General features: G+C 57.9%; 15 protein-coding genes. 8 read left to right on the top strand and 7 right to left on the bottom strand.

Annotated elements, in window-relative coordinates:
• The first annotated feature begins 57 nt into the window (after positions 1-57).
• The 5 genes from ytfQ (at position 58) to ASB66_RS01120 (ending at position 5,381) form a co-directional block, all read left to right on the top strand.
• Entirely contained in the window at positions 58-1,020 is a 963-nt protein-coding gene (gene ytfQ, locus ASB66_RS01100; RefSeq protein WP_060716260.1) for a galactofuranose ABC transporter, galactofuranose-binding protein YtfQ, read from the top strand.
• A gap of 83 nt (positions 1,021-1,103) precedes the next feature.
• The gene (locus ASB66_RS01105; RefSeq protein WP_060716259.1) at positions 1,104-2,642 is read left to right on the top strand and encodes a sugar ABC transporter ATP-binding protein; all 1,539 of its coding nucleotides are present in this window, start codon (positions 1,104-1,106) and stop codon (positions 2,640-2,642) included.
• Positions 2,639-3,679 carry an ABC transporter permease gene (locus ASB66_RS01110; RefSeq protein WP_060716258.1) on the top strand — a complete coding sequence of 347 codons (1,041 nt, stop codon included), beginning with the start codon at positions 2,639-2,641 and terminating at the stop codon, positions 3,677-3,679. The genes ASB66_RS01105 and ASB66_RS01110 overlap by 4 nt, the downstream gene beginning before the upstream one ends.
• Positions 3,676-4,656 (top strand): galactofuranose ABC transporter, permease protein YjfF, encoded by a 981-nt coding sequence (gene yjfF / locus ASB66_RS01115; RefSeq protein WP_060716257.1) that lies wholly within the window; start codon positions 3,676-3,678, stop codon positions 4,654-4,656. The genes ASB66_RS01110 and yjfF overlap by 4 nt, the downstream gene beginning before the upstream one ends.
• Positions 4,653-5,381, top strand: a complete 729-nt coding sequence (locus ASB66_RS01120) for a FadR/GntR family transcriptional regulator (protein ID WP_060716256.1) — start codon at positions 4,653-4,655, stop codon at positions 5,379-5,381. The genes yjfF and ASB66_RS01120 overlap by 4 nt, the downstream gene beginning before the upstream one ends.
• Before the next feature lie 72 nt (positions 5,382-5,453).
• On the opposite strand, the gene ASB66_RS01125 is transcribed toward ASB66_RS01120, so the two are convergent.
• Together ASB66_RS01125 and ASB66_RS01130 are read right to left on the bottom strand one after the other, a co-directional pair.
• Entirely contained in the window at positions 5,454-6,902 is a 1,449-nt protein-coding gene (locus tag ASB66_RS01125; RefSeq protein ID WP_060716255.1) for an aldehyde dehydrogenase, read from the bottom strand.
• 95 nt (positions 6,903-6,997) lie between these two features.
• The gene (locus ASB66_RS01130; RefSeq protein ID WP_081088885.1) at positions 6,998-8,524 is read right to left on the bottom strand and encodes an aldehyde dehydrogenase; all 1,527 of its coding nucleotides are present in this window, start codon (positions 8,522-8,524) and stop codon (positions 6,998-7,000) included.
• 218 nt (positions 8,525-8,742) lie between these two features.
• Between ASB66_RS01130 and ASB66_RS01135 the strand changes: the two genes are divergently transcribed.
• Positions 8,743-9,642, top strand: coding sequence for a helix-turn-helix transcriptional regulator (locus ASB66_RS01135; protein WP_060716254.1), 900 nt, complete (start codon positions 8,743-8,745; stop codon positions 9,640-9,642).
• A gap of 138 nt (positions 9,643-9,780) precedes the next feature.
• On the opposite strand, the gene ASB66_RS01140 is transcribed toward ASB66_RS01135, so the two are convergent.
• The 5 genes from ASB66_RS01140 to ASB66_RS01160 form a co-directional block, all read right to left on the bottom strand.
• Positions 9,781-10,506: a ribonuclease activity regulator RraA gene (locus ASB66_RS01140; protein WP_060716253.1), complete on the bottom strand. Its 726-nt coding sequence runs from the start codon at positions 10,504-10,506 to the stop codon at positions 9,781-9,783.
• Between the two features lie 17 nt (positions 10,507-10,523).
• A complete protein-coding gene (araD, locus tag ASB66_RS01145) occupies positions 10,524-12,260 on the bottom strand; it encodes an L-arabinonate dehydratase (RefSeq protein WP_114386167.1) in 1,737 nt (578 codons plus the stop codon).
• A gap of 42 nt (positions 12,261-12,302) precedes the next feature.
• Complete coding sequence (locus ASB66_RS01150) at positions 12,303-13,172, bottom strand: ABC transporter permease (protein WP_060716251.1); 870 nt, start codon at positions 13,170-13,172, stop codon at positions 12,303-12,305.
• A gap of 4 nt (positions 13,173-13,176) precedes the next feature.
• Positions 13,177-13,992 (bottom strand): ABC transporter ATP-binding protein, encoded by an 816-nt coding sequence (locus tag ASB66_RS01155; RefSeq protein WP_060716250.1) that lies wholly within the window; start codon positions 13,990-13,992, stop codon positions 13,177-13,179.
• 173 nt (positions 13,993-14,165) lie between these two features.
• Complete coding sequence (locus ASB66_RS01160) at positions 14,166-15,170, bottom strand: ABC transporter substrate-binding protein (protein ID WP_060716249.1); 1,005 nt, start codon at positions 15,168-15,170, stop codon at positions 14,166-14,168.
• Positions 15,171-15,400: 230 nt separating this feature from the next.
• On the opposite strand from ASB66_RS01160, the gene ASB66_RS01165 reads away from it, so the two are divergent.
• Positions 15,401-16,105: a GntR family transcriptional regulator gene (locus tag ASB66_RS01165; RefSeq protein ID WP_114386169.1), complete on the top strand. Its 705-nt coding sequence runs from the start codon at positions 15,401-15,403 to the stop codon at positions 16,103-16,105.
• Between the two features lie 153 nt (positions 16,106-16,258).
• Positions 16,259-17,695: an acyl-CoA dehydrogenase family protein gene (locus ASB66_RS01170; RefSeq protein ID WP_234823910.1), complete on the top strand. Its 1,437-nt coding sequence runs from the start codon at positions 16,259-16,261 to the stop codon at positions 17,693-17,695.
• The last annotated feature ends 12 nt before the right edge of the window (positions 17,696-17,707 follow it).

Below are 17,707 nucleotides of genomic sequence, written 5' to 3' on the forward strand. Positions count from 1 at the left end.
CTGCTTATGAATTTAAGCAGACGTCATGGAGGTGACGTCTTTTTTGGGAGGACATCCATGAATAAGCTTTGCAAACTCGCGCTTGGCGTGAGCATGACAGCACTTGCCTGCTCGTCAGCTGTGGCTGCCAATCTGACGGTTGGTTTCTCGCAGATCGGTTCTGAATCCGGCTGGCGCGCGGCGGAAACATCGGTCACCAAGATGGAAGCCGAAAAGCGCAAGATTACCTTGAAATTTGCCGATGCCCAGCAAAAGCAGGAAAACCAGATCAAGGCTATCCGTGGCTTTATTGCTCAGGGTGTTGACGCCATCCTGATCGCGCCCGTTGTTGCGACCGGCTGGGAAGACGTGTTGAGCGAAGCCAAGGAAGCCAAGATTCCGGTGATCCTGCTGGACCGTGGTATCGATGCGCCTAAAGATCTCTATCTGACATCGGTCGCCTCCGATCAGGTCAAGGAGGGCCGAGTTGCAGGCGATTGGCTGGTGAAGTCCGTCGGAGACAAGCCCTGCAAAGTCGTCGAGCTTCAGGGCACCGTCGGCTCTACACCGGCGATCAACCGCAAGAAGGGCTTTGAAGAGGCGATCAAGGGCCATTCCAATATTTCCATCATCCGCAGCCAGACTGGCGATTTCACCCGCGCCAAGGGCAAGGAAGTGATGGAAGGCTTCCTGAAGGCGGAAAATGGCGGCAAGGACATTTGCGCCATGTATGCTCATAATGATGATATGGCAGTCGGTGGTATTCAGGCAATCAAGGATGCTGGTCTGAAGCCGGGCAAGGATATCAAGGTCGTCTCCATTGATGGCGTTCCGGATATTTTCCAGGCGATGGTGGCTGGTGAGGCCAATGCCTCCGTCGAACTGACCCCGAACATGGCCGGTCCGGCTTTCGATGCGCTTGCCGCGTATCTGAAGGATGGCAAGCAGCCGGAAAAATTCATCATCACCGAATCCAAGCTCTACACTCCCTCGGATGATCCAAAGGGTGAATACGAGCGCCGCAAGGGCTTGGGCTACTGATATCCAAACCAGACCGCGTCCGGCGCATATCTGCGGCCGGACGCGGATTGCTCTTTTATCGACAGGTCTAGCCGGGTGAAACGATGACGATCAGCCAACAGGCGGTGCTGGCCGCGACGGCCATTACCAAGACATTCGGCGCCCATGTCGCCTTGCACACTATCGATATTGCCTTCCGTCCGGGTGAAGTCCATGCGCTGCTGGGCGAAAACGGCGCGGGCAAATCGACCCTGATCAAGATCCTGACCGGTGCTTATACGCCTGATAGTGGGACAATTCTTGTCGATGGAGTGCCTATGAGCTTCTCCACGCCGCAGCAGGCCCAGGCAGCCGGCATTGGTACTGTCTATCAGGAGGTCAATCTCCTGACGAATATGACGGTGGCCGATAATCTCTTCATCGGTCGCCAGCCGCGCCGCTTCGGTCTGATCGATCATCGCACCATGGAGCGTGAAGCGCGCCATATTCTTGTCGGCTACGGTCTGGATATTGACGTGCGCGCTGAATTGTCGACGTTTTCGGTCGCCGTACAGCAGATCATTGCCATTGCCCGCGCCGTGGAGCTTTCGGGAAAGGTGCTGATCCTTGATGAGCCGACCGCCAGCCTTGACCGGTCCGAAGTGCTGAAGCTTTTCGAGATCGTCCGAGGCCTGAAGGCGAGGGGGCTTGCTATCGTCTTCATCACCCATTTCCTGGATCAGGTGTTTGAGCTTTGTGACCATGCCACCGTATTGCGAAACGGAAAGCTGGTCGGCACTCAGCCGATCGACACCCTCAACCGGACAACCCTGGTCAGAATGATGCTGGGCAAGGACTTATCCCTGCATCACGATGCTGTCGCTGGCATCGAGGCTGAGGTTGGGGAAAGCCTCATGCAATTTACCGGCTACGGGCTTGACGGCAAGGTGCAGCCCTTCACGCTCACCATCCACAAGGGTGAGGTGATCGGTGTGGCCGGATTGCTCGGTTCCGGGCGCACCGAAATGGCCCGGCTGATGTTTGGTATCGACGCCGCAGATAAGGGTGAGCTTACGCTGAATGGAGCGTCATTCAAGATCCGCTCACCGCGCCAGGCCATCGATCTTGGCTTTGGTTTCTGCCCGGAAGATCGCAAGGCCGATGGCATTTTCGGGGATCTCTCGGTTCGGGAAAACATTATCATCGCCATGCAGGCCAAGCTCGGCTGGTTGCGCACGCTGAGCTATGACGAGCAGATGGAAATCGCCGGACAATTCATCGAGGCGCTGGACATTCGCACCGCGTCTGCCGAATTGCCGATCAAGCTTCTGTCCGGCGGCAACCAACAGAAGGCTATCCTGGCCCGCTGGTTGGCAACCGATCCGCGTTTCCTGATCCTTGACGAGCCGACCCGCGGTATCGATGTCGGAGCGCATGCGGAAATCGTCCGGATGATCAGCCGCCTGCGCGAGGATGGCCTGGCGCTGATCGTCATTTCATCGGAGCTGGACGAGGTCGTCAGCTATTCATCGCGGATCGTCGTCATGCGGGACCGGGCCATGGTGGCCGAGCTGCATGGCGCTGATATTGCCCCTGACGTTATCGTTCAGACGATCGCCGCCCAATCCAACACGCCTGCCCAGTCCGAAGGCGCATTCTCATGAAAATTCGCTCCATGTCGTCTTTCTTGAAGCCGCAATTTGCAGCGCTCATTGCCGTCCTGCTGTTGAACTGGATGGTATTTCCCGGCTTCTTCGATATCGCCTGGCGCGATGGCCGGTTGTTCGGCAGCCTGATTGATGTGCTCAATCGTGGCGCACCGGTTGCCATTCTTGCTATCGGCATGACAGCCATCATTGCAACACGCGGTGTCGATCTTTCCGTCGGGGCGGTCATGGCGGTGGCGGGTGCCGTTGCCGCCACCTGCGCTGTCGCAGGTCAGCCGCTGGTGGTGATCTTGGCCGCAGCGCTTGCCGTGGCGCTCGCCTGCGGCATCTGGAATGGCTTGCTGGTGGCCTATCTCGGTATTCAGCCTTTTGTGGCGACACTGGTGCTGATGGTAGCGGGCAGGGGACTGGCGCAATTGGTTACATCCGGCTCGATTGTCACCTTCAGCGATCCGGCTCTTATTTTCGTGGGAACAGGCTCATTGCTCGGCTTTCCGATGCCGGTGGTGATTGCCTTGGTGCTGATGCTGTCAGCCCATATCTTCATGCGCCGCACCGCCATTGGACTGTTCATCGAGGCGATCGGCACCAATCTTTCGGCGGCAAATTATACCGGGCTTCGCAGTCGCGCGCTTATCCTTGGGGTTTACGCTTTTGGCGGTCTCTGCGCGGGTATCGCCGGTACGATTGCTGCAGCCGATATTCGCGGCGCCGATGCCAACAATGCCGGGCTATGGTTGGAGCTGGATGCCATCCTTGCTGTCGTTATCGGCGGCACCTCGCTTCTGGGCGGTCGATTTTCAATTCCGATGTCGGTTCTGGGCGCAGTGATTATCCAGGCGATGAATACCGGTATTCTGGTGTCCGGCCTGCCACCGGAATTCAATCTCATCGTCAAGGCCAGTGTGATCATCATCATCCTGGTGCTGCAATCGGACCGCGTCAGCGAGCTGGTCAGTTTCTGGAAACACCGGCCCGCCGTCTTACCCAAAAACACTCAGGTTAAAATCCAGGCTCCGGAGAAAACAGGATGAACCCGCGCTATCGGCCACTTGCTGCCACGACCCTGATTTTCATCGTCGCCTATACGCTCTGTGTGATCAGCTATCCCGGCATATTTTCAACCCGTGTCCTGGGTAATTTCCTGACAGACAATGCTTTCCTGGGCATTGCTGCCGTTGGGGCGACCTTCGTTATCCTGTCGGGCGGTATCGATCTGTCCGTCGGTGCCGTCATTGGCTTGACCGGCGTGATTACCGCTCTGCTGATCAGCCATGCGGGGCTCGATCCGATTGTGGTCTTTCCACTGGTGCTGGTGCTTTCGGCCTGTTTCGGCGCGGTGATGGGGGCGGTTATTCATTTCTTGAAGGTGCCGCCCTTTATCGTCACCCTGGCGGGGATGTTTCTGGCGCGAGGCATCGCCTCGGTTTTGACTCAGGATAGCATTCCCATCGATCATCCGATTTACCGCACCATTTCGCAGGCCTATTTTCGCCTGCCCGGCGGAGGCCGGTTGAGCGCCATCGGTTTGTTGATGCTGGCGGCGTTTCTGGTCTGCGGTTTTATCGCCCACCGCACCCGGTTCGGCTCTTACGTCTATGCCATCGGCGGCAATCCGGTCTCGGCGGCACTGATGGGTGTACCCACCGGGCCGGTGACGATTGGCATTTACGCCCTTTCCGCCTTTCTGTCCGGTCTGGCGGGCATCGTCTATTCGCTTTATACCTCGGCTGGCTATCCGCTCGCAGCGGTTGGCATAGAGCTTGACGCCATCGCGGCGGTAGTGATAGGCGGCACATTGCTGACTGGAGGATATGGGTTTATCTTCGGCACCTTGATCGGCGTCATGCTGCAAGGCCTGGTGCAAACCTATATCGTTTTTGAAGGCACGCTTTCCAGTTGGTGGACGAAGATTGCCATCGGTGCTTTGCTGTTTATGTTCATTCTGTTGCAGAAGCTGGTATTTCACGCCGGAAGTGGACGGACGAGGACGAAAAAGGCGTCTGCATGATTGAACCAGGCAGCCTGCTTCGCTCCCTTGCCGGGCGGATCACGGCGCGCAACTTCCACTCTCATGTGATCAACGAAATTGGAGCTGGCGTCATTTCCGGACGCTTTGCGGTTGGCTCCATCCTGCCCAACGATGCTGCCCTGATGGACGAGTTCAGTGTTTCGCGCACCGTGTTGCGGGAGGCGTTGAAAACGTTGGAAGCCAAGGGACTGGTGGAAGCCCGGCCCAAGGTCGGCACCAAGGTTGCCAAGAAAAGCCGATGGAACCTTTATGACCGCCAGGTCTTGGCCTGGTATCTCGAAATCCAGCCGGATAACGAGTTTCTGCGTGGACTTGGCGAAGTGCGGCGCTCTCTGGAGCCACTGGCGGCAAATGATGCTGCCAGCGATCATACCGGCGACCAGATCCGTCTGATGCATTATTGGCTGCGGCAGATGGAGCTTGCCCTAGATGAGCCGCAAAGCTTCAGCCTGGCCGATTTCGAACTGCACAGGATCATCGCCGAGGCATCCAGCAATCCATTTCTGCGCGCCCTTCAGGGCGTGATCGAACTGTCGCATGCGCTCGCTTATTTGCCCGCCGTGCGCGACGGTAAAGTGTGTGACCTTAGCTCCGTGCTGCAAAGCCACCGGGCTCTCGTCACCGCCATTGAGCGCGGCCTTGCCGAAGAGGCCGCAGCGGCGATGATCGGCACCATCGAGCAAGACCACGCACGGATGTCGTAATTTATTCGCTCAAAGATGGGCGATGGCATGCATTTTGACAATGCATGCCATCTTGTCATTCAATCCAACAGATCAGAACGGATAATGCTGGTTCGGATCTTCGATGGTGATCCAGCGCAGGTCGGTGAATTCGTTGATTGCCGCCTTGCCGCCAAACCGTCCGTAGCCGGAGTTTTTCACGCCGCCAAACGGCATTTGTGCCTCATCGGCAACGGTCGGGCCGTTGATATGGCAAATGCCAGCTTCGATACGGGCCGCAATCGCCAGGGCGCGCTGGATATCACGGCTGAAAATCGCCGAAGACAGGCCGTATTCGCTATCATTGGCGATGCGGATGGCCTCTTCCTCGTCCTTGACCCGGATGACTGGCTTGACCGGCCCGAAGCTCTCTTCATCGAAACTGCGCATTCCAGCCTTGACGTGGTCGAGAAGTGTCGCTTCCACCACGCTGCCCGTGACCTTGCCACCAGCGGCGAGAGTTGCGCCCTTGCCGACGGCATCATCAATGAATTCCTGCATTTTGATGGCGGCCTGAGGATTAACCAGCGAGCCCAGCACGACATGGCCGCGTGGATCGCCAGCGGGAAGCGAAGCAGTGCGGGCAGCCAGCTTTGCCACGAATTCGTCAGCGACCTTTTCATGGACGATCAACCGCTCCGTGGACATGCAGATCTGGCCCATGTTCATGTAGCAGCCAAACACCGCCGCATTGACGGCAGCATCGATATCGGCATCCTCGAGCACCAGAAAGGGTGCTTTTCCGCCCAGTTCAAGCAGGGCGGGCTTCAGGTGGCGACCGCACAATTCGCCGATGATGCGTCCGACCTTTGTGGAACCGGTGAAATTGACGCGGCGAACTTCCGGTGCGCTGACCAGCGCTTCCACCACCTGGGCGGCATCTTCAGGCGCATTGGTGATGACGTTGATGACGCCATCCGGCAGACCGGCCTCGACCAGCACCTGGCCGATCAGGACATGGACGCCGGGGCAGGCTTCGGATGCCTTTAGGATGACGCTATTGCCGCAGGCAATCGCCATGGCAATAGCGCGTGTGCCCAGAATGATCGGTGCGTTCCAGGGCGCAATGCCAAGGCAGACGCCTGCTGCCTGACGCACCGCCATGGACAATGTACCGGGCTTGTCGGAAGGGATGACTTCGCCCTGGATCTGGCTGGTCATGCTGGCGGCTTCCCGCAATACGCCAGCGGCAAGCATGGTATTGAAGCCGGCCCAGGGACCGGTGGCACCGGTTTCCGTGATCATCAGCGCGGTGAAGTCTGCTGCCTTCGAGGCCATGATATCGGCGGCTTTCAGCAGCAACGCACGCCTTTCGCCAGGGCCGGTGCGTGACCATGCGGGAAACGCTGCTTGGGCTGCGGCAATCGCTGCCTTGACATCGTCCAGGCCGGAGGCCGGGGCGCGGGACGCAACCTCGCCATTGAATGGATCGATCCGGTCGAAGGTCTTGCCCGACAAGGCACCGACTTTCTTGCCACCAATGATTTGCTGGATTTCGTGCATGTCTTCTTCCTCCACTTATGTGCGACCCCTGTCGCAGTCTTTGTTGGTATGCCTGGGTTTGTGTATGCCTGGGTAATTATGCGGGAGTTGCGCGTTCAGATCGGATATTTCGCCGGGCCTGAGGCAAGGCTCACCCACCGCAATTCGGTAAATTCGTCCAGCGCCGCCACGCCGCCGAACCGGCCATAGCCAGAGGCTTTGACGCCTCCGAACGGCATAAACGGATCGTCTGCTACGGTGGCGCTGTTGATATGCAGAATGCCGGTTTCCACCCGCCGTGCGACGTCGAGGGCGCGGTGCAGATCGCGGCTGAATACCGCGCCTGATAAGCCGTACTCGCAATCATTGGCAATTGTCACGGCCTCGTCGGCGTCAGCGACGCGAATGATCGACACGACAGGTCCGAAACTTTCTTCACGGTAGAGCCGCATGCCGGGCAGGACATGATCGACGACAGTCGCATCCATCAACGTGTCGTGAACGCGCCCACCTGTCAGGACATGCGCGCCCCTTGTAACGGCATCGTCGATCATGCCGGTAATTCTCCGGCCTGACTCTATCGAGATCAATGAACCAAGCGGGGTCAGACCCAGTGCCGGATCACCGGCCTTGACGGTTTTTGCTTTGCTGACAAAGAGCGACAGAAACTCATCGGCGATGGCATCGACCAGAATGATCCGCTCGGTGGACATGCAGATCTGGCCCTGATTGAAAAAAGCCCCAAACGCGGCGGCGCGGGTGGCCTGTTCGAGATCGGCATCATCAAGCACGATCAGCGGCGCTTTGCCGCCAAGTTCCAGCAGGCAGCGCTTTAAATGGCGGGCGCCGATTTGCGCAACGATTTTGCCCACTCGCGTCGAGCCGGTGAAATTGACCCGGCGAACAACGGGATGGGCAATCAAGGTCTCGACAATCGCCGCTGCATCGGCAGGCGCATTGGAGATGATATTCAAAACGCCATCGGGCAGACCAGCTTGCTGAAGCAGATCGCCCAGCAATCGTTGCGTGGCGGGCGCCAATTCCGAGCTTTTCAAGATCACGCAATTGCCGCAGGCCAGTGCCAGGGCAATCGAGCGGATGGCAAGCAGGATTGGTGCGTTCCAAGGCGAGATGGCAAGGCAGACACCAGCCGGTTGACGCAATGAAAAGGACGTTCCAGTGATCAAATCATCCGGGCAAATCGATCCCGGCACATGCACGGCCATGGCGGCGGCGTCCTGAAAGATCTTTGCGCCGTAGTCGATGTTGAATCGGCACCAATCACGGGTGGCTCCCGTTTCGGCCATCATTGTGCGGGTGAAGATCTCGGTCGCTTCGATCAGCAGTTTGGCCGCCTGTTCCAGAATAGTCTGGCGCATGGCGCAAGGTGATGTTGACCAGTCCGGAAAGGCAGCGGCGGCGGCAAGCGCCGCATCTTCGGCATCTGCAAGACTTGCGGCGGCAGCGATCGTCACGATCTGTGCGCTCAGGGGATTGGCTCTGGTAAAGACCTTGTCTCCTTGCGCGTCGACGGACTTTCCGCCGATCAGCAGGGACGATGCAAACGGCATGGGGTTGCCACTTGCCATCTCCATCCAGTCCAGGCTGGACTTTTCAGGTGTTGCGGACCGCTCCATGGCCATATGCAATGCCTCCTCCCAAAGGCCTATTCCCGACAGCGTTTTCACCATTGATCCGAACAGCTTGTTTCATGCTGTTTTTCTGGAATTCTTCATGGTGAGAAAATCCGTCAGACATGTATTGCGAGCAACTCTAACGATTTGCATGGAAAGAAGAATGTAGATATCTGGGTTCCGATTGTCGATTTCTGGTCAATTGCTGTAATTTGGAGACTGTCCCTATGGTTGAGGAGTTCGCATTGATGCGGCGTGTCTGGGGCCAGAGCCTGGAGCCAACGCTTTCACAACGCACACTCGGCATCGGCAACCATCCCTATCGATGGTTTACCCATCTGGTTTTCATTCGGCTGGGAACGGTCAGGCTTGGTACCGGCGACGCTGCGGAGATACTCCAAGGTCCATGCCTCATCCTGCTGCCGTCTTCGGAACTGGTGCGGTTGCGGCTTTCTGCCGGCTCCTGCGGCCATGTTATCGGCGCGGCCATGGATATTATCGGTGATGCCATCGGGGATTATCCGGAATCCCAGCCTATTAGACTGTTCATCGCAACGACAACGATCATGACGGCACTGTTGCCGCAGCAGGCAAGCGCACTGGAACAGCAGATGCGTGGCCTCATCGAAGAGTTGAACCGGGATGGACAGCCTTCGCATATGGTGGTGTCAGCCTATCTGCGGCTGCTGATCAATTGGGTCTGGCGCCACACTATGCCTGCCGGGCCAGCCGCATCGCTCTCTTCTGGGGGGGCAGCGCCAATCCTGCACCAGTTCCGGCAATTGGTGGAAGCGGACTACCGTCATCACCGGCCTGTTGCTGATTATGCCGCTCGCCTGGGGATATCGACCGACCGTTTGCATGCGCTTTGTCGCAAACATCTCGGTCGCGCGCCGATTGAGCTTGTGCATGAGCGGTTGGCGCAGGAGGGCCGTATCCGGCTGGAGCGATCCGATAGCAGCGCGCGCGACATTTCAGAAGCGCTCGGTTTTCGTGATCCCGCGCATTTCAGCCATTTTTTCAAACGGAAGACCGGCCTTTCCCCGGCAGCCTACCGGCGCATGGTCCGGCAGTCATCGGCAAATCCTGGCCTCGGGACCAATATGGATTATCACGACTGGCCCTGACTTCAGCATTGTTGGGCGTCTTGTTTGAGTTGCATCTGGAGAGCATTTCAGCGTTTAATGGAAACGCTGAAATGCGACCTATGATATTGGCTCTATGTGTTTTGATGGAAGAGTGGGCTCCGCCTTCCCTGGGGAACTTTAGCGCCCATGTTCCTTGCGCCAGGCCTCGTATTTTTGCTGATGTTCGTCTTTCGTGCAGGGGTACAGGCCGATAATGACCGCACCGGCCTTCACCTGTTCCAGGACGAAATCCTCGTAGCTTTCCATATCGGTGCATTCGTCGGCCAATTCGTCCGCCAGATGGGCGGGAATGACCATGACGCCATCACGGTCGCCAACAAGCACATCGCCGGGAAATACTGCGACGTCGCCACAGGAGATCGGCACGTTGATATCAATGGCCTCATGCAGGGTCAGATTGGTTGGTGCCGATGGTTTTGCGTAATAGGCGGGCATGTCGAGAGCACCAATCCCTTCTGCGTCGCGAAAACCGCCGTCGGAAACCACTCCGGCTGCACCTCGCAACGCCAGACGGGTAATCAGGATCGAGCCGGCGGTGGCGGCACGGGCGTCCTTGCGCGCATCCATCACCAATACATGGCCGGGAGGGCAGATTTCCATGGCGACACGTTGCGGATGCTTCTGATCTCGGAAAACGGTGATCGGGTTGCGGTCCTCGCGCGCCACGATATAACGCAGCGTAAATGCCTGGCCGACCATGGTTTCGGCCTTTGGCGCCACCGGCACGACGCCTTGAATGAACTGGTTGCGCAGGCCGCGTTTGAACAGCGCGGTGGCAATCGATGCGGTTGAGATCTTCTTGTATTTGGCGCGGGTCGCGTCGCTCAGCACATAGTCTGTCATCGTCGTTCCTTTTTTGCTTAATAGATATCCGGCTCACCAGCCGATTTGCCGAAGCTGGTTTCGAGGAAATCGAAATCGCAGCCCTTGTCGGCCTGCGTCACATGGCGGGAGAACATCCAGCCATAGCCGCGTTGGAAATGCGGCTCCGGTGCCGTCCATGCGGCCTTGCGGCGGGCAAGTTCCGCGTCATTGACCAGCATGTCCAGACTGCGATTGGGAAGATCAAGCCGGACGATGTCACCGGTCCGCAACAACGCCAGCGGCCCGCCGATATAGCTCTCGGGCGAGACATGCAGCACGCAGGCACCGTAGGATGTCCCGGACATCCGGGCATCCGAGATCCGCAGCATGTCACGGTGGCCCTGTTTGATCAGCGCCTTGGGGATCGGCAGCATGCCCCATTCGGGAAAGCCTGGACCGCCCAGAGGCCCGGCATTGCGCAGCACCAGAACATGATCGGGGGTCACATCGAGATGCTCGTCGTCGATGGCCTTCTTCATCTCGGGATAGCTATCGAACACCAGTGCCGGGCCTTGGTGGACGTGAAATTTCGGATCGCAGGCCGCCGGTTTGATGACCGCGCCGGTCGGGCAGAGATTGCCGCGCAACACGGCGAGCGAGCCTTGGTGATAGACCGGATTGGACAGCGGCCGGATGACATCGTCGTTATAGACCTCCGCGCCCTCGAGGTTTTCGCCCATGGTTTTCCCGGTGACGGTCATGGCTGAAAGGTCAAGCCGTTCTTCGAACTGCTTCATCAAGGCGCGCAGGCCGCCCGCATAGAAGAAATCCTCCATCAGGTAATCCTTGCCGGACGGGCGGACATTGGCAATCAACGGTGTGACGCGGCCCAGCGCATCGAGGTCGTCGAGGGTGAGATCGACACCGGCACGGCGGGCCATGGCAATCAGGTGAACGACGGCATTGGTGGAACAGCCGGTGGCCATGGCAACGATAGCGGCATTGCGGCATGCGGCGTCGGTGATGATCTGGTCCGGTGTCAGGTCTTCCCAGACCATCTCGACGATGCGGCGGCCACAGGACGCTGACATGCGCTGGTGATTGGCATCGACTGCCGGGATCGAGGAGGCGCCTGGCAGGGTGAGGCCCATGGCATCGGCGATTGCCGTCATGGTCGAGGCCGTACCCATGGTCATGCAGGTGCCGGCAGAACGGGCGATGCCGCCTTGAATGCCGAGCCATTCCGCGTCGGAAATATGACCGGCCCGCCGCTCGTCCCAATATTTCCAGGCATCCGAACCGGACCCCAGGATCTTGCCCGCATAATTGCCGCGCAGCATCGGCCCGGCTGGCAGGTAGATCATTGGCACGCCAGCCGAGATCGCACCCATCACCAGGCCAGGCGTAGTCTTGTCGCAGCCGCCCATCAGAACCACGCCGTCGAGCGGATGGGACCGGATCATTTCCTCCGTCTCCATCGCCAGCATGTTGCGGTAGAGCATGGAGGTCGGCTTGGTGAAGCTTTCATCGACGGACAGCGACGGCATCTGGACCGGAAAGCCCCCGGCCTGGGTGACGCCGCGCTTCACGTCCTGCACCCGCTCTTTGAAATGGGCATGGCAGGTGTTGAGTTCGGACCAGGTGTCGAGAATGCCGATCACTGGCTTATCGCGGAAATCCTCTTCCGCGTAGCCGAGTTGCATCATGCGGGACCGGTGACCGAAACTGCGCAAATCGTCGGGGGCGAACCAGCGGGCGCTGCGCAGCGTTTCAGGGGTTTTCTTGCTTGTCATGGAACTGACCTTCTGCGGGGGCGAAAGCGGAATATGTCGGCGCTATTCCTTCATGCCCCATTTCTGGATGGTGTGGCGCTCGATGGTCTGGAAGACCAGGTTTTCGACGATCAGGCCGATAATGATGACGGTCAGCAGGCCTGCAAACACTGCGGGTATATCCAGCAGATTGCGGTTTTCGAAGATGAACCAGCCAAGGCCGCCCTGTCCGGAGGAGACGCCGAACACCAGTTCGGCAGCAATCAACGTGCGCCAGGCAAAGGCCCAGCCGATCTTCAAGCCGGTGAGGATGGAAGGGAAGGCCGCTGGAACCAGGATGCGCAGCACATAGGAAATACCCGTCAGTCCGTAATTGGCGCCGACCATGCGCAAGGTGCGCGATACGCCGAGAAAACCGGAATGCGTGTTCAGAGCCACGGCCCATAGGACCGAGTGAACCAGCACGAAGACCAGGCTAGAGGCGCCGAGCCCGAACCAGATCAGCGCCAAAGGCAGCAGTGAAATGGCTGGCAGCGGGTTGAACATCGCTGTCATGGTTTCTAGAAAATCGGTGCCGATGCGGGTGTTGATGGCAAGCACCGTTAGCAGTGCGGCAAGCACCGTGCCGACCACATAGCCCATGAACAGGACTTGCAGCGTCGTCCAGATGCGAGCAGGCAGGGTGCCGTCGGCAAAGCGGTCGGTCAACGTCACCAATGTGTCGCTCAAGGTGGGAAACAGCAGCGGATTGTCGAGAAAGGAGGCATAGACCTGCCAGATGATTGCCAGAACCACGATCAACAGCGTCTTGCGCAAGGCGCTGATGCCCCAGAGCGTTTCAAAGACGCTCAATTTCTGTTCGACCGGCTTGATATTGTCATAGGGCTTGGCCGCTGCGACATCGGCGGCAAGGATGATGTTGGGGGACAGCATGGTTCTATTCCTTGTGACCGGGTTCGTTGGAGAACAGCAGGTTATGGATGTCGCGCTCCAAAGCTGCGGCACTGCCATCCGCCTGGCTCACCTTGTCGACATCGACGACCTCGGCCTTCACCCGCCCCGGATGCGGCGACAGCAGCAGGATGCGGTTGGAAATCTTGATTGCTTCAGCAATCGAGTGGGTGACGAAGATCACGGTGAATTTGGTGTCTTCCCAAAGCTGAAGCAATTCGTCCTGCATCTGCCGTCGGGTCAGCGCGTCGAGTGCGGCGAAAGGCTCGTCCATCAACAGGATATCCGGCTGCATGGCCATGCCGCGCGCAATCGCTACGCGCTGCTTCATGCCGCCGGACAGTGTATGAGGGTAGCTATTGACGGCCCGGGTCAGCTTGACCTTGTCGATATAATGGCGGGCCAGCGTCTCCGCTTCGGGCCTTGGCATTTTACGCGCGACGAGAAGCGGGAACATCACGTTTTCCAGCACGGTCTTCCAGGGCATGAGTTGGTCAAACTCCTGGAACACCATCATCCGGTCCGGTCCGGGGGCTTTCACCTGACGGCCATTGATATGGATCGTGCCGGAGACCGGCGTCATATAGCCACCAACGGCTTTCAGCAGCGTAGACTTGCCACAGCCGGACGGGCCGAGCAGCACGAAGCGGTCGGATTCCCGCACATCGAAACTGACATCCTCGGTGGCGGTAATCAGCAGATTGGGTGTTTTGTAACGCAGCGTGACGCGATCAACGGACAGAAGCGGCGCTTTTTCGGGGGCCGGCGCGAGGCGCTCGGCGGTAGCGGTTGCTTGCATCATGATATTCACTCCCTACGGTCCGTCATGCTCGTAGTGAACCGGACAATTTATCGATCTCTTTGTTGCCGTTTGCTTTCGGGAAAACCGGACTGCGACGTTTTCCTGCAAACTCTAGGCCTGCAAACTTTAGGAAAGGGCGGCGGCGCGTAACGCCGCTGCATCGCGCGATAGGGTCAATTCCCGTTGAGATAAGCGCTGTCGGGCAGGTAATAATCTGTCCAGGCCTTCGGCATGGATTTGAGTGTGCCGACTTTATGGAGATGTTCTGCAAATTTCATCGTGCCTTGCGGATCGGTGCGCCACTCGCCCATGCCCGGTTCCTTCATCATGACCATCAGGTCATCAAGGCTGGTCTTGTCGCCGGACACGGTCTTATAGGCCTCGACCGCCGCCTTCGGGTCCTTTTTGATAAAGGCGATGGCTTCTTCCGTTGCGACCCGCAATGCCTTGACCAGTTTCGGATTTGCCTCGGCAAAACTGGTCGTGGTGAAGAAGGTTGCCTGGGTCAGTGCTCCCCCAATGATCTCGCGGGAATCCGTGACTTTATGCACGCCCGGCTGCTTCAACTCGACATATTGGAAGGGCGGCGCGGAAAAGTGGTTCTTGACCTCATGTTGCGAATTGGCGATTGCCGCCACCGCATCGGGGTGGCCAAGCTGCACAGTGTTCTTGTCGAACTTCTTGACCTGGTCGTCGCCATAAAGCTTGGCCGCCGCCATTTGCAGCAGGATCGCCTGGGTCGAGACGCCAACGGTCGGCACGGCGATTTTGTCGCCATCCTGGATATCCTTCAGTGTTTTGATGCGCGGGTCGTTGGAGACCATGATTACTGGCTGCGCCGAACTCGTGATGATCCCTTTCACCTTGCCGCGGGTGCGATCCCATAGAAGCAGAAGATTGCCGGTACCGGTATTGACGACATCGACATTGCCGGCCAGCAGCGCATCAGTCTGCGCGCCGCCGCCGCTGAAGGTCCGCCATTCGACGGTAATACCCGGAAGGCCTTCGGTCGCCGCTTGCTTTTCGATAAGTTTCTGGGTCTCCATCACATGGCTTGCGAGGTACAGAATCCCAGGCTGGCGGGTGATGGACAGGGTGGTTTTCTCCTCTGCCTGGCTTGGACAGGCCAATCCCAAAGCAAGGGCAATTGCGGTCACTCCGCCGATAAAGAAACGCATGATTTTCCTCCCAAGGATGCAGATTTAACGCTTTGCAGCGGGAAACAGGATCCCTTCATCGTGCTCGCCCTCTGTTGCGCATCAGATGTTCCGAAAGCCGGTTCCCATTTTTCAATTCGATGTTTGACGCTCGCCGCTCTCTCTCCCAAAGCGGACAAATGCATTGAAGCACTAAAACATCAGTGCATCAACCCCGAATATGTGCTCTAATGGTTTTAACGGATACATGAATGGATGAGTGGATGAGCGGAACGATCAGGGGCGGACAGTTGGACCGCTCGCGACAGGTGGCATTACAGGTTCATGAAATCCTGCGCGACAGGATCCTGAAGGTGCAATTGGTGCCGGGGACGATCTTGTCACGTGCCTCATTGCAACTGGAATTCGGAGTGAGCCAGACACCGGTGCGCGATGCGCTGATGCGCTTGCAGGAAGAGGATATTGTTGAAGTCTATCCGCAATATGCAACGGTCGTTGCCAAGATCGATATCGATCACGCCAGGCAAGCACAGTTCCTTCGATTATCGATCGAACTTGAAGCGGTCCGGCGGTTGACTGAGGAGGCGCCGGGCGAGACCGCCAAGGAGTTGGGCGCCATCCTGGCCCGTCAAAAAGAGGTTGCCACGCAAGAGACCTATGACACTTTTGATGGCATAGACCGCGAGTTTCACCGTAAGCTTTATGAGAAGAGCGGAATTCTACAGCTATGGGCAAATGTGCGACGACAAAGCGTCCATCTCGACCGGCTGCGGCGTCTCAACCTGCCAATGCCCGGCAAGATGCAGACCGTACTCGAGGATCATGAAGCGATTGTCGCAACCATTGCATCCGGCAATCCCGAGGCTGCTGCCTCGGCGCTCAGAAAACACCTGTCGGGTACGCTGTCGATCATCGATCTGATCAGCGCGGAATATCCCGATTATATTCGCAGGTAAACGTTGAACAACATTGGTCTCAGCACTTCGCCAAAAGTCTGGGAAGCCTTCACGCATGTCCAGACGTCATATGACGAGATCTGACAAGCTGATTGGTCTCAGCAGGCCATCTTCCTGTCCGATACGCAGAGGTGCAATCTATAAGCGTTAAATGTGAAGCGCTCAGCTGATTGTTACATAGCCTTTGTAACCTGCCGTGACTTTTGCGGGCGGTGGCGAAAGCCCATTAGTCTAGCATTGAACAGGCGGCGGCGTTTTTCGGTGAGGATTGAGAAGAACGCATGTCGTCATGCAGGGAGAGAGTCTATGAATTTGGCATCTGCGCCTCGGCATGAGGAAAGCGCCGGGCAACCTTACGCAGCTGTGTCTGTTGGCCCAAGCGAGGCAGGACAGATCATGCGCGACAAAGTGCTGGCGCTGGTGCCTTTGATCCGACGCGAAGCCGAAGCCGGTGAGAAATTGGGTGCAATGACGCCTGCGGTTGTCAATGCGCTGAATGAAGTCGGATTTTTCAAAATCACCTTGCCACGCGAATATGGTGGTTATGGATTTGGCGCCCGTGACATTGCCGAGGTTGTCGGCGCAGCGGCGACAGGTGATGGATCGACAGCATGGTCAGGCTTTGTCTCGGTTGGCCTCAGAAATGCATTTGTTTTTGATGAGCAAACTGTTTCCGAATTGATGGCGGATGCCGGCTCCTGGGTGGGGCCTCTCATGGTTGGCGCATCGGTCTTCTCGCAGATTGTCGGCGATGCAAGACTGGTCGATGGCGGTTTTATGGTCCGCGGCAAGTGGAGCTTCGGCAGCGGATGCAAACACGCGAAATGGGCATTTGTCGGAATCCAATGGGAAGAGGGCGGCGTTCCCCATCGCGGGATCGCACTGCTTTCCCGGGACCAGTACGAAATTGTCGACGATTGGCACGTCATGGGTCTTCAGGGTACGTCGAGCAATAGTATCACCGCCCTTGATGAAGTTTTTGTACCCACGCGCCGCACGATGGCTTCAGCCGAGATGCCGATCCGCCTCGCGAAAATCCGCAACCGGTTTGAGGGGGTCGGCTACCAGACCGGTGCCTTTGGGATGATGTTGACAGTGACCATTTCCAACGTGGCGATCACGCTTGGTATGGCAAAAGGGTGTTTGCAGGAGTTTTCCCAGCAGGCGAATGCCCGCAAACCGTTCAACCTTCCTTATGACACCGTTGCGGAAACACCTTCGACCCAGGTTGTTGCCGGACGGGTGAATGCAATGATCAATGCAGCGGAAACACTGATCCATGGTGTGGCCGATGAAGTGGACAGGCGTGCGGCTTCCGGTCTCGATTTCGAGCCGCGTGAAGAGGCTTTGAATACCATGAACCTGGTATTCGCTGCCCGTCTCTGCGCAGATGCTATCGATATGATGCAGATCTGCCTCGGGTCTTCGACGGTCACATTGAAGAATCCTATTCAGCGGTTCGCGCGTGACGCGCGGGTTCTTATCTCGCACGGGGCTATCCGTCAGGATCCGGCTGCCGAAATCGCCGGCCGGCACGTGCTGGGCCTGCCACCCTTCAAGATGTTCGCGGGCGGTCTTCCGCAAAAATAACAGCGACGAACT

This window comes from Gillisella vitis (assembly GCF_001541345.2).
Lineage (GTDB): Bacteria > Pseudomonadota > Alphaproteobacteria > Rhizobiales > Rhizobiaceae > Allorhizobium > Allorhizobium vitis.

What these genes read in the sequence shown, in the direction of transcription:
- ytfQ (WP_060716260.1), top strand. Translation starts at nt 58, where the DNA reads ATGAATAAGCTTTGCAAACTCGCGCTTGGCGTGAGCATGACAGCACTT.
- ASB66_RS01105 (WP_060716259.1), top strand. Translation starts at nt 1,104, where the DNA reads ATGACGATCAGCCAACAGGCGGTGCTGGCCGCGACGGCCATTACCAAG.
- ASB66_RS01110 (WP_060716258.1), top strand. Translation starts at nt 2,639, where the DNA reads ATGAAAATTCGCTCCATGTCGTCTTTCTTGAAGCCGCAATTTGCAGCG.
- yjfF (WP_060716257.1), top strand. Translation starts at nt 3,676, where the DNA reads ATGAACCCGCGCTATCGGCCACTTGCTGCCACGACCCTGATTTTCATC.
- ASB66_RS01120 (WP_060716256.1), top strand. Translation starts at nt 4,653, where the DNA reads ATGATTGAACCAGGCAGCCTGCTTCGCTCCCTTGCCGGGCGGATCACG.
- ASB66_RS01125 (WP_060716255.1), bottom strand. Translation starts at nt 6,902, where the DNA reads ATGCACGAAATCCAGCAAATCATTGGTGGCAAGAAAGTCGGTGCCTTG.
- ASB66_RS01130 (WP_081088885.1), bottom strand. Translation starts at nt 8,524, where the DNA reads ATGGCCATGGAGCGGTCCGCAACACCTGAAAAGTCCAGCCTGGACTGG.
- ASB66_RS01135 (WP_060716254.1), top strand. Translation starts at nt 8,743, where the DNA reads ATGGTTGAGGAGTTCGCATTGATGCGGCGTGTCTGGGGCCAGAGCCTG.
- ASB66_RS01140 (WP_060716253.1), bottom strand. Translation starts at nt 10,506, where the DNA reads ATGACAGACTATGTGCTGAGCGACGCGACCCGCGCCAAATACAAGAAG.
- araD (WP_114386167.1), bottom strand. Translation starts at nt 12,260, where the DNA reads ATGACAAGCAAGAAAACCCCTGAAACGCTGCGCAGCGCCCGCTGGTTC.
- ASB66_RS01150 (WP_060716251.1), bottom strand. Translation starts at nt 13,172, where the DNA reads ATGCTGTCCCCCAACATCATCCTTGCCGCCGATGTCGCAGCGGCCAAG.
- ASB66_RS01155 (WP_060716250.1), bottom strand. Translation starts at nt 13,992, where the DNA reads ATGATGCAAGCAACCGCTACCGCCGAGCGCCTCGCGCCGGCCCCCGAA.
- ASB66_RS01160 (WP_060716249.1), bottom strand. Translation starts at nt 15,170, where the DNA reads ATGCGTTTCTTTATCGGCGGAGTGACCGCAATTGCCCTTGCTTTGGGA.
- ASB66_RS01165 (WP_114386169.1), top strand. Translation starts at nt 15,401, where the DNA reads ATGGATGAGTGGATGAGCGGAACGATCAGGGGCGGACAGTTGGACCGC.